Here is an 18,502-nt window from a genome sequence, read left to right as displayed (position 1 = left end):
GGGTGGGCGGGGTGGGGGTGGCGCTCGCGGCGGCGGCGGTGGTCGCGGTGGCCCGGTAGCGGACCGGTCTGGTCGAGGTCAGTTCGGCCTCGCCCCGGTCGGCCAGGTTCTTCAGGGCGTTGCCGACCGCCCCGGACGATCTTTTCAGGGTGCGGGCGATGTCGCCGGGGGTCGCCTCGGTGCCCGCCCGGGCGGCGAGAAGCTCGGCCACCTGACGGCGCAGCTCGCCGTTGCGCAACCGGCCTCCCGCCCCGGCCGGGGCGGGACTCGTGGCGGGACTTGTGGAGGGGGTCGTGGCCGGGCCGGACACCCCCGGTGCCGGCGGGGGCGGCGGCGGTGTGGCTGGCGTGGTCATCGCGCGGGGTCCTTTCCAGATAGCGGACGGAAACTCGGGGGCGGGAAACGGGCGGAATTCAGGCGGCGGCCCCGGGTTGTGAATAAATCCGGGGGGCGGAAACTCCTGGGGGAACCGCCGTGTACGGCGTTTCTTATTCCCGGTGTTTCCGCCGGTATTTCGTTTTGTTCTAACCCGACGCTATCTCGGGTCCGGGCGAACGGCAACCGGAATGACCAGCCTAAAACGGCTGGAGTGGCTAACCTTCTCGGCTGGTAAATCACCTCGAAAGTAGCCCGCCGTACGGGTTGACTTCCCCCGGACACGAGATGAAATAGGGGTAGGAATCTAAAACACGGGAATGACGCTAGCCGCCCCGCGTGAAATCACCGGATTAGGAAAGGATGAATTCATGATGCCGGATACCGCCAATACCGGCGTGGCCGGATTGGCCGAACGGGCCGCCACCGCCGCGCGCCGCCACCGCGATCATGACGCCGCCGCGTTCGCGGCACGTCACCGGGATTGGCCCGAATGGGCCCGCCGGGCCGCCGCCGCCCGCGCCCTCGCGATCACGCTCGGGGTCGGAGCCGAGGACGTCACGGTCACCGAGGACCCCGACCGCCGCTACGCCGACGGCCGCTACCCGGGCATGGTGCTCACGGTCACCGAACCGGTCACCGAGCGTGCCTGGCGGTTCATCCCCGATCTGACCTTGGCCCCCGGCACGGGCTGGCTGCTGCTGGGCCAATGCCCCGGATGCGGCGAGGCCGTCCCGATGGCGGCGATCACCGCCCTTGCCGATCTGGGCGAATACCTCGCCCCTGATCCCGAGGTCGACACCGAGATCGACACCACATCCGACATCGCATTCGACAACGTGCCCGGCGATCACTTCGGCGACCCCGCCCATCGCCCCGGATGCGCCCACGCCGCCCTGACGTGACCCGCCCACCCCGGGAGCGCGCCCCCGCCGGCCAGCCCCTTACAACCACGGTTGATCGCGCGCCTTCCCCAATGGCGGAACCCCCGGCCTGATCACCAAAAGGCCGGGGAAACCCCCGCCAGCCTCGCGCGCGACCTCTCACCGGACTCTCAGCCCTCAAACCGAACCTCGCCCAAGCCAAACCTCAAAGCTCCACCACCAGCCGACCACACCAGACGCTGGGCATATCAGGCTTGCCATGCCTTCCAGACCATCCCCGCGCCCCCGCCCCATGACATCGACTCCCTCCTAGGAGTCGGGAGAGCCATCGGTAACCCCTCCAAGGCCACGTGCTGCCCCCTTGGCCCGGACCAGCTCTACCTATCTGGCCGGAAACCCCACCGGTAGCCCCATTGGCAGTCGCGCCCCCATTGCGCACACCGCTGCAAGAACCGCATCGCACGAGCCCGCCATCGAGTGCGAACACGCCGCAGACGTGGCGGTGCGCGGGACCATCTCGGCCATCTCGGCTATGTCCGCGTGACGCGGGGATGTAGCAGGCATTCGAGGATTGACGGAGCCGTCCAGGGAAGCGGACCTCGGCGCGTGCACAATCGCGCTGGTGCCCGGTTCCGAGGCCACAAGCTCCCTGGGCGAACGGGTATTCGCCAGGAGCTTCCGGCAAAGCATCGCCCCGTGATGGAGCGCCCGCACACCGCCGCCCAGACCAGATCCGGCTGTGGGTCATCGAATATGATCTCTCGCATGTCGAAGGCCACGTGCTGCCCCCTTGGCCCAGACCAGCTCAACCTATCTGGCCGGAAACCCCACCGGTAGCCCCATTGGCAGTCACGCCCCATTGCGCACACCGCTGCAAGAACCGCATCGCACGAGCCCGCCATCGAGTGCGAACACGCCGCAGACGTGGCGGTGCACCGGGCCATCTCGGCCATCTCGGCTATGTCCGCCGTGACGCGGGTCGCCCTGGACCAGCGGTTTTGCGGCTACTCCCGGGCGAGGACCGCCCACACGGCATGGCCCGTTCCCGGGCTCCCGCGCCCCGCCCGAGCCGCCACAGGGCCACACCCCGCAAGCCGTACCCGTGCTCGCTGAGCCGCATCGGCGCGGCGAAGATCGGCGTTACACCGCCGCCCTGATCGTAGACGGCTATGCGCACCTCACCGGGATGGAGCAGGCATTCGAGGATGACGGATCCGTCCGGTGAACCGGACCTCGGCGCGTGCGCAATCGCGTTGGTGGCCAGTTCCGCGGCGATCAGCTCACCATCCTGGGCGAACGGGGTGTCCGCCAGGAGCGCGCGTGCCAACGCCCGCACCCTCGGCACCTGATCGGGCGTGCTGGAGAAAGACCTTCCGCCAATGCATCGCCCCTGAAAGCTGCGTCCGCGCACCCCTGCACAGACCAGATCCGGCTGTGGCTCATCGTCGATGATCTCTCGCATGTCGATCGTCCTCCGCTCGTCCAGGACGTTGTCGATCGACTGTGTGCCCCGTGTCCAGTCCTGGACCCTCACGGTTGGTTCCCGCGATATCGCAGGAGCACGGTGACCGCTGTTGAGATCGAAACGCCGTGCGAGCAGACACCGCGTGCTGTTCCACGCTCCGGCGTTGGCGGAATGCGGCTGGCCGGTAGTGGCCGTGAGTGGATGCGCACGACGAAGTCGCCTGCATCGCGCTGGTAGCCGGGCCTCGCAACCGGTCATGCGATGTACTCGTTGGCGCTTCCCACTGGGTTCATGCGCCCCTCACAGCGGATCCGTGTGCGCTGCCGGCCATCGACGGCTCCTCGTCGCGATCGGCGGTCCCCCGGCCCGCTGGGAGCCAGCTCGCCGGGCAAACGCGCCGGTCGTAGTGGTGTCACAGGTAGTGCAACGGGTGGGTGGATGACTGGCGCCACAAGCATCCATCACCCGAAAGGGACAACCGACATGGCAGTATCACCCTGCTCCACCAGAATCGCCGCGGTACTCGCGCTGACCGTCTTTTCGGCCCTCGGCTGTAGCGCCGACGGCCCGCCAACCGGCTCGACGGCCGAGGCGGCCGTGGACCGCCTGGCCGGCTCGCCCGCCTCGGCTGATCAGCGCCAGGACCGTCCGGCGTCCCCCTCAACCCGGGTCGCCGTCACCCCCGCCCAGGCCAGGACCCTGCTGACCCGCAACCGCCAGCTCTGGACTCGCGCCATCCGAAACCAGGGAGCGGGGCTGGAGAAGATCCAGGCCGACGTGGCGCTGCGGCTGAGCCGGGCCAAGATTCGCCTCGATCGTCTCCTCGGCCGTACCCCGACGCTTCCCGCCCCCATCTCCCAGGTCCAGGTGTACCTCCCCCGCCCGGCCGGGAACCTCGACTGGTTCGCCGCCTCCTTCCGTGAATCCGGTGGCTACGGCACCGCCGTGCTCACGCGTACGGCAGGAAGCTGGAAGCTGGTCTCCGGGAGCTGGTCACGCACCAAGCCGCCGGCGGTCGCCCTGGACAAGGCAGGATCGGCCGTCGCAGTCGGCGAGAGCGACGGCCAGCGACTGCTGCTGTCCCCGCGGCAACTCGCCGCGACCTTCGCCAAGAACCAGGCCACGCTCGGCCAAGCCGGCACCCAGGTACTGGCCGACGGCATCTACACCAACGAGGCAGGCGCCGCGCGGGAGGCCGAGCGCCAAGCCGTGCAGGGCCAGTGGCTCGTCCAACGCCAAGACCGCGCGGGCAAACCGCTCTACACGCTGCGAACAGTTGACGGCGGCGCCCTGGTCTGGCACGCGATCACCGACACCCAGACCTTCACCGCCCTGCGCCGAGATGTGCAACAGCTCCGGTTCACCCAGGACTCCGCCCGAGCCCTCAGCCAGGGACGCGCCTTCACCACCACGGCGACCATCACCGCCCACGGCACATTCCTGACCCATATCCCCGCGAACACCGGCAAGGCCCGCACCATCGGTGACTGGTACTCCCTGACCGACGTACGCGGACGCTGACCCTCTTCAGTTGTAGATCGCTGAGTGCTGACGTGGCTCCCGTCCTGTCCTCATGGTGTCGGTTGGCGGCCATCTCGCGGGAGTGCGCATTATGGAAGTGACCGGGATCATCTCCGCGCTCGTGATTGGCGTCGTCATCGGAGCCCTCGGCCGCCTGGTCGTGCCGGGCCGCCAGTCCATCCCGATCTGGCTGACCATCGTGATCGGCGTCGTCTCGGCGTTCATCGGCACCGTGCTGAGCGTCACGGACACTGGGGTGATCGACTGGATAGAGCTGCTGATCCAGATCGTGCTTGCTGCGGGGGGTGTCACGGTGGCCGCAGGACTGTACCCCAGGCAGCGGCGCGAGTTTCCGCCGCGCTAGCCGGTAGAGGGCGGCGGTGCGCGCCCGTGCGAACTTGGCGTGTGAATGCTTCTGGGCCGCCCCGTGGAGGAACGGCCCAGAGGCGCCCTACCAGTCTTCGTCGCTCTCCTCCGCCTCGCCTCCGGCCTCGGGTTCCATCGAGCAGGGGACAAACGGACGAGCCCACGAGCGCTGGCCCGCCGGACAGTCCGGCTCGAGGGCGCTGGCGATCAGCGTTTCAGTCCCAGGGCACAGCCAGATGCGCCTGAGAGCTGAGCCGCCGGGACGGGAGGCTGGGCGACCAGATCAGCCAGATCGGCCAGTGGCCACCCCAACATCCAGGCGGCGGCGGGAGTGCTCCCTACGGCTGGGAATCCGACGCACAGCCACAGCCCGCTGCTTGATCCCGCGTTCAGGCTGTAGCGAAATTGACGATCTCGGGGAGGGGCGGACTGGTGCCCGCAGTAGTGTCGACAGTCAGGGTTGGCAGATCCAAGCTGACCCAGCCGAATTCATCCAGGTTGTATTCGCCCAAGGCAATCATTCTCAGCAGCTCCTGGTCGGCATGAGCTGCTCGATGACCGCCGTGCTCGGCTCGGCGGGCAACGCGGTCACGGGCGACCTTGGCATCGACAACGCACCGGATGATGCGGATCCGCGCGAGTTCCTTAAGCGGTTCCAGGTTCGGACGCCAGAGCCAATCCTGAAAGGCGGCTTCGGCGACCACCGTCACGCCCGCTTTCAGCATGACATCCAGAACGCCGAAGAACGCCGCCAAGGCAGGCAGATTGAAAGGATCCTCGCCCTCGGGATCGAACCCTGAGGCACCCAGCACGATCCCCTGCTTGATCTCGTCCCGGATGACTGCCGGGCAGCCAAGCGTCCGCGATCCGACGGGCAAGAGTCGTCTTCCCCGAACCCGGAGGACCGGTCACCACGAGCAAGATCGGGCTTGGCGCGGAATTGCGTTTGATGCACGATTCCTCGGGCTGCATGCCTTTGTTCTGCGACATCTTAGCGACTCCTTGCCGATTGATAAGACCTGCTCTGAGCAGGCCCCTTGCGCCTACTAGTGCATCTGTTGCACGATTCGTGCGGTGTACGGAAGGGGCCAGTGTGGTGGAAGTAGACCCGGAAAGCGGATCCGCCCGGGTGGCGTTGACGAGTGTCGTCACGCGACTCCATCCGGAGGACGCGGTGTTCGCGGCGATGCTGATGGGCTGGACCCGGCAGCAACGAGGCGGCCGCAGGCTGCAGCAGGCCACGATCGACGACCGGATACACACCGTCCGCCGCTTCCAGAAGTTCGCTGATGAGTACCCCTGGAACTGGACCGCTGGTCAGGTCGACGAGTGGATGGACCACCTCGTGTCGGAGTTGGGGCGGGCCAAATCCACGATCCGCAATTACCAGATCGCTCTGCGAATGTTCTGCGACTACATCACCTCGCCGTACTACCAGTGGCCCCAGGAGTGCGAGGCTCGGTTCGGCACCCACCCCATCCAGGTGTGTCACGAGTGGAACACCGCAACCCATCTGGTGGAGTACGAGGGGGCGCCGGCCCGGCGGCCGATGACCCGTAAGGAGATCCAGCAATTCCTGGACTACGCCGACGCGCAGGTCGAAGAGAAGATCAGGCTGGGCCGCAAGGGCGCCTTGGCGGCCTACCGCGACGCGACGGTCTTCAAAGTGATCTACGGGTGGGGGTTGCGTTGCAACGAAGCGTCCAAGTTGGACGTCGTCGACTTTCATCGCAACAAGAAGGCCGTCGAGCTGGGACGGTTCGGGGCCCTGCAGGTCCGGTTCGGCAAGAGCACCAAAGGGTCTCCGCCCAAGCGCCGCACGGTGCTGAGCGTGATGCCGTGGGCCGTGGAGGCGGTGGAGGATTACCTCACCAACATCCGCCCTCTTTACCGGCCAGGGACGAAGGCCGCGCTGTGGCTGACCGAGCGGGGCGGACGGCTGCGGCCCAGGGAGATCGAAGAACGCTTCGCCCAGTACCGCGACGCGCTCGGCCTGGACCCTGCCCTGGTCCCGCATTGCCTGCGCCATTCCTACGTGACCCACCTCATCGAGGACGGCGCGGACGAGAAGTTCGTGCAGGAACAGGTCGGCCATGAATATGCCTCGACCACCGCGCTCTACACCGGTGTCACCGGCGACTTCATGAACACGATGATGCGCAAGATCCTTGACCGCACGCTCGCCCCTGACCAGGACGAGCGATAGGAGGGCGACATGACCATGAAGCTGGACTTCCGCTGGCACCTGAGGGAGATCATGGCCAATCGCGGCATGTTCTCCACCACCGACCTCAGGCCGCTGCTGGCCGAGCGGGGGGTGAATCTGTCCGTCAGTCAGGTCTACCGGCTGGTGACCGAGAAGCCCGAACGGTTGAACATGAAAGTCCTCCTGGCCCTGCTGGACATCCTCGGCTGCGGTATGGAGCAACTCATCGAGCCAATACCGCTCACCGCGGCCGCCAAACCCCGGCGAACCGCAGCAGCCGCCGGCGGAGGCGAGAATGACGAGCCGCCCGCGGGGATGGGGTCGTTCCGGCCCAAGCCCGCCCGCATCACCGAGTAGGCGTGTATGGCCACCCCCCGGACCGTTGACCTGCCCCGCTACATCATCGACCCGCTGGGCCTCATCACCGAGATCATCTCGGGCCTCGAACCGGCCTTGGAGGGAGACCGGGTGCGTCAGATGGTGACCAGCATCGTGACCAGCAGTCGCGGCCAGCGTGAACTGGCCCAGGCGCTCGAGACCGACCCGGGGCTGCTGACCCGCGGCCGGTCCAACGGAATGCGTTCGGTTGAGCTGCTGATTCCGGCACTGCGGAAGATCGGAGCTCAGCACCTGGTGACACCCCGCTGCCCACGTTGCGGCAGGGAGACAGCACTGCTGTTCCTCAGCGGACACGAACGGATCTGCCGCGCCTGCTCGGTAGTAGAACGGCCGCTCTGCACCTCCTGCGGCAACCAGCGGATTGTCGGCCACCGAGATCACCTCGGCCGCCCCTACTGCCGCTCCTGCCGACCGCACCAGCCCACGGACCCGATAGAGGCGATCTGCCAGGTCATCAGCCAGATCGCTCCCTCCTTCCCCCGCGACAAAGCCCTCGCCACGATCACTCAAGCGATCCCGCGACCCCACCAGCGCGGCCACACCGCGGCCGCGCTCACCGACAACCCCGCCCTGCTCGCAGGACAGGGCGCTCAGGGGACACCACGGATCATCGCGTTGATCGACGCGCTCATCGCCGCAGGGGCACACGGCATCATCCGGCCGCCCTGCCCTCTCTGCGGCAAGGACGACCTTCCACTGCGCTTCACCCAAGTCGGCCAGCGATGCTGCAAACGGTGTTACTCGGCCGCCCGCCAAGAGCGATGCGCCCGCTGCCAGCGACTCAAGACGCCTGCCGGCCGCGATCTGCAAGGCCGACCACTGTGCGACCTCTGCAGAACCTACGAGCCCAGCCAGCACAGCGAGTGTTCTTCCTGCGGTCAGCGCCGCTACCTTGTCTCCTCCCGTGAACGACTCTGCAGAGCCTGCTACGAACTCCCCACCGCCACCTGCTCGATCTGCGGCAAGACCAAAGGCTGCTACCGCATCTCCACCGGCGCTCCCCGATGCGATTCCTGCTCCGCTAACCTCCGTCCTCGCCAAACATGTTCGCGCTGTTCCAAGACCCGCCGAGTCCACGCACGGGGTCCGAACGGCGAACCGATCTGCGGCGAGTGCAGCCGACGCACGGAACCCTGTCAGGGCTGCCACAAGACCAAGCGGGTCGCGGGCCGATCCCCGGCAGGTGGGGCCCTCTGTCGGGTCTGCTACGCCAAGGATCCGATCTCCAACCGCGAATGCATCGAATGCGGGCAGACATCCCGCCTCTTCCATCATGGGCTTTGTGATTCCTGCGCCCTGGAATCGGCCCTCCACGACCTGCTGGCCGACCCTGATGGGCAGATCCAGCCCGAGCGTGAACCGCTCTACCACGCCCTGATGAGCGGGAACCCCCGTCGCGCCATGATCTGGCTGCAGCGACCCGCGACACAGACCATGCTCACCACGTTGATCGCCACCGACAGGCCCATCAGCCACGAAGCTCTCGACCACCTCCGCCCCGCCAAAGCCGCCCAATACCTTCGCGACGTCCTGGTGACCAATGGTCTGCTTCCACCACGTGATGAGTACCTGTCGAGCTTGGAACGATGGCTCCCCACCGCCCTCCCCGAAGTCGCCTCTCCTGCAGAGCGCCGTATCGTGCAGTCGTTCGCGACGTGGTACTACCTGCGGCGCCTCCGCCGAGCATCCAAGATCAAAATCATCACCTACGGCCAAATGGTAAGCGCACGCCATGAGATCCTGGCAGCGATCAAGCTGCTGGCCTGGCTCCAAGACAGAGGCGCCACCTTGGCCACCTGCACCCAGGCCGATATCGACCTCTGGCTCGATCAAGGCCCATGGATGCGCGAGCTTGCACGAAACTTCCTGGTCTGGACCGCCAGAAACCACCACTCCGACCCATTCGAATTCCCCGGCCGTCCCACGTCGTCGAACAGCGTCAGCATCATCGAAGAAGACGAACGATGGAACCAAATCCAGCAGCTTCTTCACGATGAAGACCTTGATCTATCGATCCGGGTCGGCGGCCTCCTCGTCCTGCTATTCGCACAACCCTTGAGCCGCATCGTCCGTATCGCCACCAGCGACATCACCCAAGCCGGCTCCACAGTATCGATTGCCCTCGGAGCCCAGCCTCTGGACCTGCCGCCACCCCTGGACGCCTTGGTCTTGCGGCTCCGAGACGCCCCCTCACCCAACCACCGAGACGCTGCCAGGCCCAAAGCTTGGCTGCTCGGCAGCGCCCATTGCCGTCCTGGAAAACCATTCAGTAGCCAACAACTCGGCTACCGCCTGAACGAACTCGGCATCCAAGCCCGCTGCGCACGTAACACCGCCCTGATGGAACTGGCCGCAGAACTGCCCGCCGCCGTTCTCGCCGAACTCCTGGGACTCCACCTCGAGACCGCCTCCAACTGGAAGCGCCGAGCCGGAGCACCCAGAGCCGAGTACGCCGCAGAGCTCGCTCGCAGGAAGGGCGATCGAGGCTGATAGAGATCGACGATCGCGTGATCTTCGTTTCGGTTCAATGATGGCGCCTGTTCACCCTGGTGCAGCCCTTTCTCCCTGGGACCGTGCCATTCGGATTTCTCCCCGGCGACAGGTAACGATGGATGCCCCCTTCCCCGGCGAGCACTTACCCGCGGAGCTGGAGCAGTTCTTCCGGTAGGACCGCTCGGCGCTGCAGGCGCTGGCGGATCGGCGGCCCCGACCACCAGGCTGGGGTGGACGGTGCAGTGGGCCACGGTGGTCACGGTGGTGAGGTCGGCGGATGGAGCATGAGATCGAAGACGTTTCGTACGCCTCGTCCGCATACTAGGCATGAACGGGCCACGCGCCCTCTGGACGGGGCGAGAGCCGACTACGCCGGGCATCCGGCGGGAGAGAGGGCCGACCAATGACCCGGTGGAGCGACTACACGACTGGCGAGCGGATCAAAATACTGCGCGCGGAGATGACCCAGGAACAGCTCGCCGAGGCGACCGACCTGTCGGTCGCGACGATCCGCAAGGTCGAGCGGGACTTGGGGGTTGGACTTCCGTCCCTTCTGAGGATCTCGGCCGCGCTGCACACAGACGTGTCGGTGGTGCTCGGCCAGCAGGAACCCCGCCGAGCGATGCGCCGCGACGACCGGGCGATGTTGCGAGAGCTGTCGCGGGCTGTCCACGACACCGCGGCCGGGGTCACCGGCGATCTTGAGCCCGTGTCCGCCGGGGAGGTGACGGCCGGGCTTGTGGCGGCGTGGGACCGGTACCGCGCCGGGCAGTACGCCACGGCGGGCGCGTTGGTGGCCATCGCCGTCCGGCAGGCCGCGGCCGTCGCCCATACGATGCCCGCAGGGAGCGAAGGGGCAGCCGCGTCGGTGATGGCCGACGCCTTCCGGCTGGCCTCCTACGTCGCCAACCAATTCGGCGCCCGCGACCTCGCCTACGCCGGAATCGGGCATGCCGCCGCACAGGCCGATCTCGCGGGCGATGAAGTGCGGTCGGCGATGGTCGCTTCGGGGCGGTCGTGGATCTACCTGCGGGACGCCCGTCTCGACCAGGCGTCTGCCACAGCTGAACGTTCCTATGTGATGATCGAGCCCCGCTACAGCAACAACGATCCCACGCTGCTGGCCACCTACGGGTGGCATGTGACGTTCGCGGCCGTCGTGGCGGCCCGCGACGGGAACGTGACGCGGGCCGACGACCTGCTCTCCCAAGGGCACGCGGTCGCCGCGAGAATCGGCCGGGACGTGTCGGTCAACGGGACAGCGTTCGGCCCGGCGACCGTCCGTGCCCAAGCGGTCGGCCTCCAGGTGTCGACCGGACGGCCCAGCAAGGCCCTGGAAACCTACGCCGCGATGGGCGATACCTCCGCCCTTACCCCCGCCGCCCGCAACCGGCTCCACCTCGACATCGCCCTCGCTCTCGCCGAGACCCGCCAATGGGACGCCTCCCTCGACACTTTGCTGGAGGTGTGCACCGCCAGCCCCGACTGGGCCCGCCACCAGGCGCTCCCCGATGTCATCGCCCGCCGCGCCCAGCACGCCAACCCCACCGCCTCCCGCTACCGCAAACTCGCCGCGATCCTCGGTACCTCGCACACCGGCCACTGACAGCAGTCTCCGGTTGATACGCCCCGTATCACTTTCACGAAACGTGATCACTTCAGTGACACATGGCGTGCCTTTACTCTCACGACCAGCCGGCTCATCGTGGGGACAGGCTGAGTCGTTCGACTGAAAGCGGTCGGCCGGTCGGGCAGCATGAGAGTCCGTCGCCGGGATCGCCCCGGGACATCTGGAGGCCGCCCGCCGCCCCGCGCCGCGGCGGCCCACACGCATCGGAGAGAGCACCGTCATGAGTGTCGGCACGACGATAGACAGCGAGAGTCTCCGCAACGAGATGGTCGACCGCCTGGCAGCCGATCACCATGCGAAGGGTCTGGCCCTGCGCCCCGAGGTGGAGGCCGCGATTCGGACCGTCCCCCGCGAGCTCTACACGCCGGGTATCCCTCTGCAAGAGGCATACGAGAACACCGCGATCATCACCAAACGGGTCGGTGAGGAGAACATCAGCTCGGTGTCGGCCCCGTTCCTCATCGCGGAGATGCTCGGCCAAGCGGCGGACGCGCTCGGCCGCATGGAGGGCCGGCATGTGCTTGAAGTGGGCAGCGGCGGTTACAACGCGTCGCTGCTGCGCGAACTCGTCGGCCCGGCCGGATCGGTCACGACTGTCGACATCGACCCCGACGTGACCGACCGGGCCGCCGCCTGCCTGGAAGCGGCGGGCTACAACGACGTCATCGTGGTGTGTGCGGACGCTGAGCGGCCGATCAAGCCGGGCCGCCGCTACGACCTGATCATCGTCACGGCCGGGGCATGGGACATCCCGCCCGCGTGGCGCGACCAGCTCACCGAAGGCGGTGTCCTCGTCGTGCCGCTGCGCACGTTCGGGATGACCCGATCATGGGCGCTGCGACGGTCAGGGGACCGTCTGGTCAGTGAGAGCCACCGCCAGTGCGGGTTCGTCTCCATGCAGGGCGCCGGAGCCCACGACATGCGGTATGTCGACATCGCCGACGGTGTCCACCTGCGGCTGGATGAGGGCCAGCAGATCGACCCCGCCGTCGTCGCCGACCTCCTCACCAACCCCCGCGAGGAGGCGTGGGCCGGGATGAGCCTGCCGCCCCGCACCATCCTGGCCGACCTGAACCTGTGGCTGGCGACCCGCCTCATAGGCGAGGTGCAGGAGTTCGTGGCGCTGTCGGCGCAAGAAGAGGCCGTCAAGTCCGGCATCGTCGCCCCCTCGTGGCGGTTCGGCACCCCTGCCACCCTCCACAATGGCACCTTCGCCTACCGGTCGGCCCTGCGCTGGACCGGCCGGCTTTTCGATCTCGGCGCATACGCCCACGGGCCCGAGGCCGCTGCGGCGGCCGGGCGGATGGTCGAGCACATGCGCGCGTGGGTGGAGGCGGGCAGCCCGTCTCCGGTGCTGCACGTCCTTCCCGCGCATACCCCCGACGGCGACGTGCCGGACGGGGTGGTTCTGGACAAGCGGCACAGCCGCCTCGTCCTCGTCTTCACCCCCAATGAGAAGGGAACCCGCTGATGAAGTACGAACTGAACCTCCGCCTGGTCGACGCCGGGCCCGCCGCGAGCGGTTACGCCACCAGCACCGACGACAACTGCGGCTCGGGCGACACGGGCTCAGACGCCTGCTCGGGCGACGGCTCCGACTGAACCCGATCCAATCGGGCCCGGCTTCCAGGGGCCGGGCCCCTCCCCTTCTTTCTTTCCGCCAACCCCCGGAACGCGGTGGGAGAGATGTTCCAAGCGGCGGATGCGGCGTTGATCAGGGCCGCCTCCTACCCCCGAGATCTGACGCTGCCCCCGTGGCCCGACCTGACCACCGACCAGCCCGAGGATTGGCTGGAGTGGCTGCGGGAGGCGTGGGCGCTGCCGGAGTTCGCGGCCGCCCTCGTGCAGGCCGCGCCGCACCTGGCCGCACAGATCGCCCGCGCTCTGGCCCGCGAGCCGATCCAGACGCGCAGATTACGGCGCCTGGTGGAGGCGACGGTCCGGTATCTGCTGAGGTGGACAACCCGCGCAACCCCATTCGGCAGGTTCGCCGGCGTGGCTCCGATCGAGTTCGGCCCCCGAGTGGCGGTCCGATGGGGGGAGCGGCATCACGACGCGGCCCGCCCCGACGACCGCTACATCGCCGAGTACACGGCTGCGGCCGAGCGGGATGTGCCGACGCTGCGCACGGTCGCGGTGGTGGCGAACGCGCTGGGGTACGCCCGCGGCGGGGCGTGGGTGCTGCCCTGCGCCCGCCCCGAAGGCGACCGGATCTGGGATGTCGAGATCGACCTGACCGGTCCGGTGCGGTTGGCGATCGAGACTGCCAGTTCCCCGATCGCGTTCGAGGAACTGGCGGCGAAGGTGGCCGAGGAATCGGCCACCGACACGTCGGCAGCCGAGGGGCTGCTGGTCGCGCTGGTGAACGCGGGTGTGCTGCTGTCGGCGGTCCGGCCGCCGATGAATGTGACCGACCCGGCTGCGCACCTGGCCCGCACCATCGCCCGCACCATCGACCTGCCTGGCCCCGGCGACAGGATCGCCGTGGATCTGCGGGTCGACTGCTCGGTGACGCTGCCTCCTGCGGTGGTCCGCGAGGCTCAGGCGGCCGCCTCCGCGCTCGTCGCCGTCGCACCGCACCTGCCCGGCTGGGCCGCCTACCATCGCGCGTTCATCGAACGGTGGGGTCCGGGCGCGGCCGTGCCGCTGCGCGACGTCCTTCACATTCTCGGGTTCCCCGCCGGGTATCGCGGCTCACCCCGCCGTAACCCGGCAGCGTTCACCGCCCGCGACGCTCTTCTCGCGGCGCTCGCCCAGCAGTCGGCCCTGGACGGCTGCGCCGAAGTGGTCCTCGATGAGGATCTGATCGGATCGCTGCGCGGCGCCGACGACCGTCCGCCGATCCCGCACACCGAACTGCGGTTCACCCTCGCCGCCGCAACACCACAGGACCTCGAACGTGGCGCGTTCACCCTGACGGTGGTGAGCGGGGCCCGCCACGCAGGAGTCGCGGCCGCCCGGTTCCTGCACCTGCTCGCCCCTCCCGAACTGGAGCGTTTCCGCCGCGTCTACGCGAGCCTGCCAACCGCCATGCCCGGCGCGGACACGGTGCAGCTGTCCGGGCCCCCGCTGGAGGCTCGCCTGGCCACCCTCGCCCGCACGCCCGAACTGCTGCCCGTCCTGCCCATCGGCGACTTCCACCCCGATCCGCCGTGGACGCTGGAGGACCTGGCGGTGGCCGGAGACGGTCGGCGGCTGTGGCTGGTGTCCCGCACCACCGGGCAGCCGGTCGAGCCGCTGCTGGTCAACTGCGTGCTCCTGCCGACCGCCCAGCAGCCACTCATCCGGTTCCTGACGGAGATCTGGACGGCGTGGACGGCTCCATGCAGCCGCTTCGACTGGGGGCACGCCCGCGATCTGCCGTTCCTGCCACGGATCCGGCGGGGCCGCTCCATCCTGCACCCGGCCCGCTGGACCATCCCCGCGACCGCGCTGCCCGCCCGCACCGCGACGTGGCCGCAGTGGCGGGCCGCCTGGCAGCGGCACCGCGAACGGCAACGGCTGCCACGGGAGGTGCTGCTCGGCGAGAACGATGTGCGGCTGCGCCTCGACCTGGACGAGAACGCCCATCTGGCGGTGCTGCGCAACCACCTGGACCGGCACGCGAGCGCCGTCCTCGCAGAGGCCGGAGGGCCGTCCGGCTGGATCGACGGCAGACCAGCCGAACTCCTGCTCACCCTCACCCACACCCCACCGCGGCATCGACCACCAGTGCGGCTGGTCCGTCCCGCCAGCACCCTTCAGCATCGGCCGGCCCTGTCGCCGTGGCTGGACGCCCACCTCTACGGCCGATCCGACGACATCCTCGCCCGGCTTGCCGACCGGCCCGCGACCGAACTGACAGAAGGCTGGTGGTTCCTGCGCTATCCCGACCCCGAACCCCACCTGCGGCTACGGATCCCGCTGCGCGCCACCCGGTTCGGGGACGCGGCTCACGACCTTGCCATCTGGGCGGAGCGGCTCCATGACGACGGACTGCTGCACGACTACACCTTGCACACCTACCGGCCCGAGACCCGCCACGGGACCGGGCCAACCCTCGCCGCGGCCGAGGAGGTGTTCGCCGCCGACTCCCGCGCCGCCCTTCAGCGGCTGTCCGGCGACCGGCAAGCCGCCACCGCCGCAGGAATGATCGCCATCGCCGACGCCTTCACCAGCGATGGCCTGCGCTGGCTCTCCGAACACGCCCCCCGCCGCAGCGGCCCGCGCCTGGAAGCCACCCAACTCGCCGCCGCCCGCCACCCTTACGGAGACGACGACCTGCGCACTGCGCTGGCCGCCTACAGAGCCCTCGCCGACCGCGACGGCCTGGACACCGACCAGGTGCTGGCCGACCTGCTGCACCTGCACCACGCCCGCATGATCGGCGTCGACACCGCGTCAGAGCGGCACTGCCTGCGCCTGGCCCGCGCAGTCGCCCACGCCAGCCTCGTCCGGAGGACATCATGACAGCAGGCCAATCCCTCGCCGACGGGGCAGCGGGAATCGCCCTCCTCCACATGGCAACCGGCAATCGGGAGGCGACATACGCGGCGCTGGAACAAGCAGTCGCCGACGGCGTCAGCGTCGCGGGCGGCGCCAGCCTCTACTACGGCGCTCCCGCCCTCGCCTTCGTCCTCGCCTCGTCCGACCAGCCCAGTCTCACCCGAGCGCGAGCGACCGCAGCCGCCGGCCTCCAGGCGGTGACGCGCCATCGCCTGGAGGCCGCCCACCGCCGCATCGACCAGCACCAGCAGCCGGAGTACGCCGAGTTCGACCTGATCCGCGGTCTGACCGGCCTAGGCGTCGCCCTGCGCCGCACCGGCGATCTCGATCCGCTCCGCGACATGCTGACCTACCTGGTGCGCCTCACCGACCCGATCGGACCGCTACCCGGCTGGTGGTGCCGCCACGGACCCCACCGCGAGGACTCGCCCGGCGGCCACGGCAACCACGGCATCGCCCACGGCATCACCGGCCCACTCGCCCTCCTGGCCCTCAGCCACCTCGATGGCGTCCACGTCGACGGCCACACCGAGGCGATCGGACGGATACTCCGATGGCTGGACGCCTGGCAGCGCCACACCGACGACGGCGCCGCGTGGTGGCCACAGACCATCACCCGCACCGACCTCGAACGCGCAGAGCCCGCCCAGGCCGGCCCGGGCCGGCCGAGCTGGTGCTACGGCACCCCAGGCATCGCCCGCGCCTGCCAACTCGCCGCCCGCGCCATCAACGACCCCACACGCCAGGAATCCGCTGAAGCCGCGTTCAGCGCGTGCGTGAGCGACCCCCATCAACTGGCCCGCCTCACCGACCGAGGCCTGTGCCACGGGACCGCGGGACTCCTGGCCACCGCCCGCCGCATCGCCGCCGACACCCGAACTCAGATCCCCCTCACCCTGATCGAGAAAAACCACCAGCACACGACGGCGGCCTCCGACGAACCCGCCGGACTCCTAAACGGAACGGCAGGTATCGCGCTGGTCGAGACCGCAACAGCCGCCACCGGCTGGGACGCCTGCCTCCTTCTCATCTGAAAGGCCGACCATGGACGACACCGACACCCAGTGGCGGCAGATCAACATCACCTACCCCGGCAACGGCCGCGACCGCGAACAACACGCCTGCGCCCACCTGGCCCGCATCCTCCCCACCGCCGAAGCCGCCGGAACGATCACCGCATGGTGGTTCCTCCGCAAAGGCCCGTGGCGCATCCGCTACCAGCTCCCCGACCCGGCGCGACCCGACCCGCTGCGCGGCCTACTCGCCGACGGCATGAGGTGGACGAGCGACATCTACGAGCCAGAGATCCACGCCTTTGGTGGCCCCGACAGCATGACCACGGCTCACACCCTGTTCCACGGCGACAGTCGCCACCTGATCGACTTCCTCTCCGGCGACGCGCCCGACCGGCGGGAACGCTCCCTCATCCTGCTCACCACGCTCATGCGAGCCGCAGGTCTGGACTGGACCGAACAGGGCGATGTGTGGGCACAGGTCGCCGAGCAGCGAGCACCTCTCCTCAGGGAACCACCCGACCCCACCACATGGGCGGAGTTCACCAGCGGGGCCCGCCAAGTCCTGCTCGGCACCGCCCACCCGGGCGCTCTCCCCGACGGCTGGCTGGCCGCGTTCCAGGAAGCGGGCGGCAAGCTACGGCAGATCAGAGAACGCGGTGATCTCACCCGAGGGGTCCGTGCGGTGACCGCCCTCCACGTGATCCACCACTGGAACCGGATCGGGCTCCCCGCCACAGGACAAGCCATACTCTCCCAAGCCGCGAAAGAAGCAGTGTTCAGCGCTACACATCGGCCGGAAGGCGACAGCTGACCGATATCCAGTCTCGAAGGGCGAAGGCATTCCGCAGGTCCTGATAGCCGGGACTACCAGTCGAGTGCGCGAAACTACCAGTGAAAGCCATGATGCCTTCCAGATTGACCGAGCTCGCCGTCTCAGGCCGGCGAACTGTCCTTCGGTCACCCGGCCGAGCGTCCGCGGACAACGCGTAACAGCCTCCCAGGGACGCGCCGTCCACTCCACCCATCGCCCTGCCCCACGCCCGCCTCGGCGAGATCGACGCGACGCGCGATGGACCCAGCGAAACTACTGAGCCATCCGCCGCGCTCGCCTCAGGTTCGGCCGGTGTCGTTGAGCTGTGGTGGGCCTCGTTTGGGGCGGTGCCGCGCTGGACCGGGTCACTCGTGGGTGAGAATCGCCCACACCACATGACCGGTGTCCGGGCTGCCGCTGCACCCCGCCTGCTCGCGATTAGCATGACCGCGCGCAACCCGTACCCGTGGCCGCTCAACGGCACCGGCGTCACAAACCTCGGCGTGCCACCCCCGCCCAGGTCGTAGACGGCGACGCGCGCCTGGCAGGGGGGGCCAGCAGGCACTCCACGATTACCGAACCTGCAGCCGAGGCCGATCGGGGCGCGTGCCGGAGCGCGTTGGTCATCAGCTCGGACACGTACTCGGCGTCCTCAGCGAACGCGGTGTCCATCAACAGCGCCCCGACCAGATGACGCGCCCGGGGAACCTGGTCGACCGTACCGGGGAAGACCTTCCGCCACAGCAGCGCCTGCTGATACGTGTGCCCGCGCACCGAGGCCCAGACCGGCTCCGGCCGGAGCTCCTGAAACCCTGTCTCTCCCATGTCACCGTCCCTCCGTCGCGGGTACG

Annotated in this window: 16 protein-coding genes; 12 read left to right on the top strand and 4 right to left on the bottom strand. The window is 68.6% G+C overall.

From position 1 onward, the window contains the following. On the bottom strand, window positions 1-355 hold a 355-nt coding region (locus tag ABGB08_RS44245), incomplete at its 3' end, for a hypothetical protein (RefSeq protein WP_347603511.1). A gap of 391 nt (window positions 356-746) precedes the next feature. On the opposite strand from ABGB08_RS44245, the gene ABGB08_RS44240 reads away from it, so the two are divergent. Continuing rightward, the gene (locus tag ABGB08_RS44240) at window positions 747-1,280 is read left to right on the top strand and encodes a hypothetical protein (protein ID WP_347603509.1); all 534 of its coding nucleotides are present in this window, start codon (window positions 747-749) and stop codon (window positions 1,278-1,280) included. 937 nt (window positions 1,281-2,217) lie between these two features. On the opposite strand, the gene ABGB08_RS44235 is transcribed toward ABGB08_RS44240, so the two are convergent. Next, window positions 2,218-2,721 (bottom strand): ATP-binding protein, encoded by a 504-nt coding sequence (locus tag ABGB08_RS44235; protein WP_347603515.1) that lies wholly within the window; start codon window positions 2,719-2,721, stop codon window positions 2,218-2,220. A gap of 486 nt (window positions 2,722-3,207) precedes the next feature. Here ABGB08_RS44235 and ABGB08_RS44230 point away from each other — a divergent pair, with 486 nt between their 5' ends. Together ABGB08_RS44230 and ABGB08_RS44225 are read left to right on the top strand one after the other, a co-directional pair. Continuing rightward, window positions 3,208-4,245 (top strand): hypothetical protein, encoded by a 1,038-nt coding sequence (locus ABGB08_RS44230; protein WP_347603508.1) that lies wholly within the window; start codon window positions 3,208-3,210, stop codon window positions 4,243-4,245. Window positions 4,246-4,336: 91 nt separating this feature from the next. Further along, the gene (locus ABGB08_RS44225; protein ID WP_347603513.1) at window positions 4,337-4,609 is read left to right on the top strand and encodes a GlsB/YeaQ/YmgE family stress response membrane protein; all 273 of its coding nucleotides are present in this window, start codon (window positions 4,337-4,339) and stop codon (window positions 4,607-4,609) included. Between the two features lie 391 nt (window positions 4,610-5,000). Here the strand turns inward: ABGB08_RS44225 and ABGB08_RS44220 are convergent, their stop codons facing one another. Further along, the gene (locus ABGB08_RS44220) at window positions 5,001-5,489 is read right to left on the bottom strand and encodes a hypothetical protein (RefSeq protein WP_347603507.1); all 489 of its coding nucleotides are present in this window, start codon (window positions 5,487-5,489) and stop codon (window positions 5,001-5,003) included. Window positions 5,490-5,704: 215 nt separating this feature from the next. On the opposite strand from ABGB08_RS44220, the gene ABGB08_RS44215 reads away from it, so the two are divergent. From ABGB08_RS44215 to ABGB08_RS44175, 9 genes are all read left to right on the top strand, one after another. Next, window positions 5,705-6,817 (top strand): tyrosine-type recombinase/integrase, encoded by a 1,113-nt coding sequence (locus tag ABGB08_RS44215; protein ID WP_347603506.1) that lies wholly within the window; start codon window positions 5,705-5,707, stop codon window positions 6,815-6,817. A 9-nt stretch (window positions 6,818-6,826) separates the two neighbouring features. After that, window positions 6,827-7,174 carry a helix-turn-helix transcriptional regulator gene (locus ABGB08_RS44210; protein ID WP_347603504.1) on the top strand — a complete coding sequence of 116 codons (348 nt, stop codon included), beginning with the start codon at window positions 6,827-6,829 and terminating at the stop codon, window positions 7,172-7,174. Window positions 7,175-8,617: 1,443 nt separating this feature from the next. Further along, complete coding sequence (locus ABGB08_RS44205; protein ID WP_347603502.1) at window positions 8,618-9,706, top strand: hypothetical protein; 1,089 nt, start codon at window positions 8,618-8,620, stop codon at window positions 9,704-9,706. A 406-nt stretch (window positions 9,707-10,112) separates the two neighbouring features. Further along, a complete protein-coding gene (locus ABGB08_RS44200) occupies window positions 10,113-11,315 on the top strand; it encodes a helix-turn-helix transcriptional regulator (RefSeq protein WP_347603500.1) in 1,203 nt (400 codons plus the stop codon). Between the two features lie 244 nt (window positions 11,316-11,559). Then, the gene (gene fxlM, locus ABGB08_RS44195) at window positions 11,560-12,810 is read left to right on the top strand and encodes a methyltransferase, FxLD system (protein ID WP_347603499.1); all 1,251 of its coding nucleotides are present in this window, start codon (window positions 11,560-11,562) and stop codon (window positions 12,808-12,810) included. Then, on the top strand, window positions 12,810-12,941 hold the full coding sequence (fxlA, locus tag ABGB08_RS44190) for an FxLD family lanthipeptide (RefSeq protein ID WP_347603497.1): 132 nt from the start codon (window positions 12,810-12,812) through the stop codon (window positions 12,939-12,941). Before fxlM ends, fxlA begins: the two co-directional genes overlap by 1 nt. Before the next feature lie 84 nt (window positions 12,942-13,025). Further along, the gene (locus ABGB08_RS44185; protein ID WP_347603495.1) at window positions 13,026-15,788 is read left to right on the top strand and encodes a lantibiotic dehydratase; all 2,763 of its coding nucleotides are present in this window, start codon (window positions 13,026-13,028) and stop codon (window positions 15,786-15,788) included. Further along, window positions 15,785-16,858: a lanthionine synthetase C family protein gene (locus ABGB08_RS44180; RefSeq protein ID WP_347603493.1), complete on the top strand. Its 1,074-nt coding sequence runs from the start codon at window positions 15,785-15,787 to the stop codon at window positions 16,856-16,858. The genes ABGB08_RS44185 and ABGB08_RS44180 overlap by 4 nt, the downstream gene beginning before the upstream one ends. A 10-nt stretch (window positions 16,859-16,868) precedes the next feature. Further along, window positions 16,869-17,651 carry a thiopeptide-type bacteriocin biosynthesis protein gene (locus ABGB08_RS44175; protein ID WP_347603491.1) on the top strand — a complete coding sequence of 261 codons (783 nt, stop codon included), beginning with the start codon at window positions 16,869-16,871 and terminating at the stop codon, window positions 17,649-17,651. Between the two features lie 489 nt (window positions 17,652-18,140). Here the strand turns inward: ABGB08_RS44175 and ABGB08_RS44170 are convergent, their stop codons facing one another. After that, the gene (locus ABGB08_RS44170) at window positions 18,141-18,476 is read right to left on the bottom strand and encodes a hypothetical protein (RefSeq protein WP_347603489.1); all 336 of its coding nucleotides are present in this window, start codon (window positions 18,474-18,476) and stop codon (window positions 18,141-18,143) included. Window positions 18,477-18,502 lie beyond the last annotated feature (26 nt).

This window comes from Acrocarpospora sp. B8E8 (assembly GCF_039871605.1).
In the GTDB taxonomy this organism is placed as follows: Bacteria; Actinomycetota; Actinomycetes; order Streptosporangiales; family Streptosporangiaceae; genus Acrocarpospora; species Acrocarpospora macrocephala.
The sequence above is the reverse complement of the archived record's forward strand: the minus strand, read 5'-3'. Positions and strand labels throughout refer to the sequence as shown.